Source organism: bacterium (assembly GCA_035281585.1).
GTDB lineage: Bacteria > UBA10199 > UBA10199 > DSSB01 > DSSB01 > DATEDP01.
This window is the reverse complement of sequence record DATEDP010000066.1, coordinates 1-4,113: the sequence shown is the minus strand read 5'-3', so window position 1 is coordinate 4,113 and position 4,113 is coordinate 1. Positions and strand designations below refer to the sequence as shown.

Sequence of the window (4,113 nt, the reverse complement as noted above, 5' to 3'; positions counted from 1 at the left end):
AGCCGAAGTCGAAGCCTATGCTCGGACCGTCCGCTCACTCCAAAAAGCTCCGGTCGAAGAATGCAGCCTCTGGGAAGACTTGATCCCGGTCGCCACCACCTTGAAGTACGCCGCCAAGGTCCTCGATTCCTTAAGAAGAGGGGACAACGTCCTCCTCGAAGGACCGCCAGCGGTCTCCAAGTCCTCGATCCCCAAGTGGCTGGGCAAGCTCCTCGGCCAAGACGTCGTCGAAGCCACCGGCAGCCCCGATCACAGCTCGGCCGAGATGGTCGGGATGCCGACCATCGACGAGCAGGGAAATCTCGTTTTTCAACAAGGCTATATCCTCAAAGCTTTACGCGAAGGATCGATCTTAATCCTCAATGAAGCCAACCTGATTCCGCCCGAGGTCTTGGAGCGGCTCAACTCGCTGCTCGACGACGACAGGATGCTGATGGTGACCGAGAACGGGGCCAAGGTTCCGGTCAAGGCCGATCCCAACTTCCGGATCATCTTCACCCAGAATCCGGCCGAGATGCAGGGCGGCCGCAAGGCTCATTCGCCGGCTCTAGAGAACAAGTTCCGCAAGATCTACCTTCGCGACGACTTCACGCCCGAAGAATTGAGCCGGATCGTCGCCGAGACGATGCCGCGGCTCGCCTCCATCGCCTCCAACATGGTCGAGGCCCACGCCGAGGCCTTGAAGATCCTGGCAAACGACAACGAGACGCTCACCTTACGCGACCTCCAGCGCTGGGGACTGATCGCGACCGCCTTGATCGAGACCAAGACCTTGAGCCCCGAGGAGTCGATCCTGCTCGGCGCCGAGCTGGTCTATCCCGGCCGAACCCTCAACCTCGAAGTCCGCGACCAGCTCCAGCCGGTCTTGGATAAGCTCCAAACCGACCTCAGCGAGGCCGATTTAAGCACCTCCACCGAATCCCATCCCGAGCTCCGCCAAGCCATTCGCAAAACCTTGGCCAAAGATGACACCTCAAGTCTACTATCGATTTACTTGAGCCTGGCCCAAATGCAGGATCTCGATCCCGAGGTATACCTAGGCCTCGTCCTGAAGGACGCAAGCGTCGATGAGTTGCAGGAAATACTCCATGACTGCGGATGGGACGAAACCAAAATCGCCCTCTGGATTTACTCTTTCCGACCACCGGGAGGCCTGGCTTGGTTGGAAGGATTTCTCACGGAGAAGTCCAAGCGCGGACGATTGAATACCGGTGAGATCCAGGCGGTTCAATATGCGATAAAAGCGATCGCTTCGCTCGGCGCTCGGGATTTCGAGCATCTCAAGCGGTGGATTGTCCAAGCCGAAACCCACGGCGAAACTTACGTCACCGTCGCCGCTGCCAAGACGCTCGCCGGATTGGGGGATCCCGTCGGGGTGACGGCGTTGGGCTCCGCGCTTAGGTCCAAAAACCAGGGCATTCGACTCGAAGCGGCGAAGGCCTTGGGCGATCTTGGCTTGGAAGAGGGGAAGGACGATCTCAGGGCCATTGCAAAGCTTGGCGGTCGATTTGCTTCCATCGGTCAAGAAGCCCAAGAATATCTAAGAAAAATCGAGCTCTTCGAATCAGGAACAGATCCGCGACCCTTCCTGCGCCAACTTCATAAGAAAAATACTTGGGCCGCCGAAGCGCTTTTGGAATTTGCCGAAAGGACCCGAGACATTCCCACCTTGGAATATTTGGAGAGTTTTCACGATCAATGGAGAATCGCCGAGATCCTCTCCAGAATTTCCCCTAAGCGAAAGGGGAACCCGGAATACCGAGAGGTCCGCCATCTCGTCGCCGACGAGTTGAACCGAGCTTTGACCAAAGTCTCGAGCTTGGACGCGGCCAGATTGCAAGACCTCCTTAAACATCTACCGCATTGGGAGAACCATGCCTCGATCCGCGCCACCATCCGTCAGATCTTGGCCAAGGAAGGCATTTCCGATCTCGAGGCGGTTTATCAGGCCTTGGCCGAAAGCGAAGGCATGGCCCTGGACGCCTGGCTGGGCAGGATCTTTCAGGAAGCCGGCCCGGAAGAGCTGGCCCGCTTATTCGCCGAATTGAACTGGGACAAAACCATGGCCATGGATTGGCTGTCGGGCTTCAAGCCCGCTGGCGCCGCGGAATGGCTTTTGAAGAATGCCGTCGAGGATCCTTCGTCCGACCTGCGCCGAAAAGCCGCCGCCGTCTTAGGCCAAATCGGGGCCAAGGGAGCCATTCCAGAGCTGCGATCCCTCCTGAAGGACGGCGACGAGCAAGTTCAGATGTGCGCGGCGGCGGCGCTAGGCGCCATCGGCGCCCGGGAAGCCACCAAGGATTTGCGGGCTCTCTTCAAGAGTCCCAGCGCTTCGATCCGCCGGGAAGCGGTCGAGGCGATCGCGACCTTGGGCGCCAAGGAAGCCGGCGAAGACCTGCGACTCCTCTTAGACGATCCCGATATCCAAGTCTCAAGCACAGCAGCCCAGGCCTTGGGCCAATTGGGTGTCGTGACGGCCATCGAGGACTTGCGCGCCTACGCCGCTCGAGTCAGCCCCCTTCGCCGAGCCTATGCGGCCGAGGCCCTGGGGCGCTTGGGCGCCAAAGAGGAGGCTTTGCTCCTGATGCGGAATTTGCTCCAGCACCAGGCTCAAGGAGTGATGATGAACGCCATCCTTGGCTTGGGCCGCTGGGCTCCCGAGGAAGCCTTGATCGATCTGCTGCCTTTGCTTGAAGCCGATGATCCTTACGTCCAAGCCAGCGCGGCCTCCGCCCTTGGCCACCTAGGTTCGCCCAAAGCCGTGCCCGATTTAATGAAGGCTCTAAAGTGGGGCGATGAAACGCTCCGAATGGCCGCGGCCGAGGGCTTGGGCCGCCTCCGGGCCACCGAGGCGATCGAAGCGCTCCAAGCGGCGCTTTCGGACAAGGAAAGCTTGGTCCAAGCCGCCGCCGCGCTGGCCCTAGGTCAAATCGGAGCGCAAGACGCGGTTCAGAACCTGCAAGCCTTGTTGCGAGACAAGACCGCGGAAGTCCGCCGCGCCGCCGCCGAAGCCCTTCGCCAACTCTCCTCGGGGGCTCCGCCCCGGCCCGGCCACGCCGAGATCCAAAAAATTCTCGCCGAGGAATTGGGCCGCGGCATCGCCGAGAGCGAAGAGAGCAAAGCGGATGAACTGCAAAAACTTCTGAATCGACTGCCGAAGTGGAACGAAGCCCAGGCCGAAAGCTCCGAGGCCCTGCTCCGTGCCGCCATCCAAAGAGCCTTGGCCAAAGAAGGCATCAGCGACCTTAGGCCGGTCTACGAGGAATTAGCCGCCTCCCAAGGAATGGGAATGGCTATTTGGTTGATGAAGGTGTTCCAGAACGCCGATATCGAGACCCTGGAACGCCTGGCTCAAGATTTGAATTGGAGCTTATTGGAACAAATCGAGTGGGTCGACCAAGTGAAGCCCAGAGCCGGCCGCATCCTCCTCGAAGGGGCTTTGAGCGAAGCGGCTCCCAGCGTCCGGCGAAATGCGGTGACGGCTCTCGGCAACTTGGGCGATCCCGAGGCTCGTCCAGCCGTAGAGCAAGCTTTGGGCGATTCCGATGCCAAGGTCCGGGCCAGCGCTGCCGAAGCGCTAGGGCATTTGGGCGAGCCGACGGCCCGACTGGCGCTGGAACGAGCCCTGGAGGACCCTCTGCCCAACGTGCGAGCGGCCGCGGCCACCTCCTTGGGAATGCTCGGCGATCCGGCTGCTCGGGCGGCCTTGGAAAAGGCCGTGAACGATCCGAATGAGGACGTCCAAGCGAACGCCGTCATGGCGCTCGGCGATCTGGGCGATCCCGCCTCTTTAACAATATTGCGAAAACTCTACGAAGACCCCCGATGCATGATCCGCGGCACCGTCCTCCAAGCTTTGGGAAAATTAAGAGGCTCGGCCGCGCAACCGATCCTGGACAATGCCTTAGTCAGTCCGAATTCGGAATTGCGCCGCCAGGCGGCTTTGGCCTTGGGCGAATCGGGCGACCATGCGGCCCGCCCAGCCTTGGAAAAGGCTCTGGAAGATCGGGAAATGCCCGTGAGAGAAGCCGCCGTCGTCGCCTTGGGTCAGCGGGGCGATCCCGCATCGCGGCCGGCCTTGGAACGACTCTTGACCGATTCGACTCCTTCCCT

1 protein-coding gene is annotated in these 4,113 nt (G+C 60.4%); it reads left to right on the top strand.

Annotated features, from left to right (window positions below):
* Positions 1-4,113 (top strand): HEAT repeat domain-containing protein (locus tag VJR29_05055; GenBank protein HKY62770.1); only part of this gene is annotated, 4,113 nt, incomplete at both ends.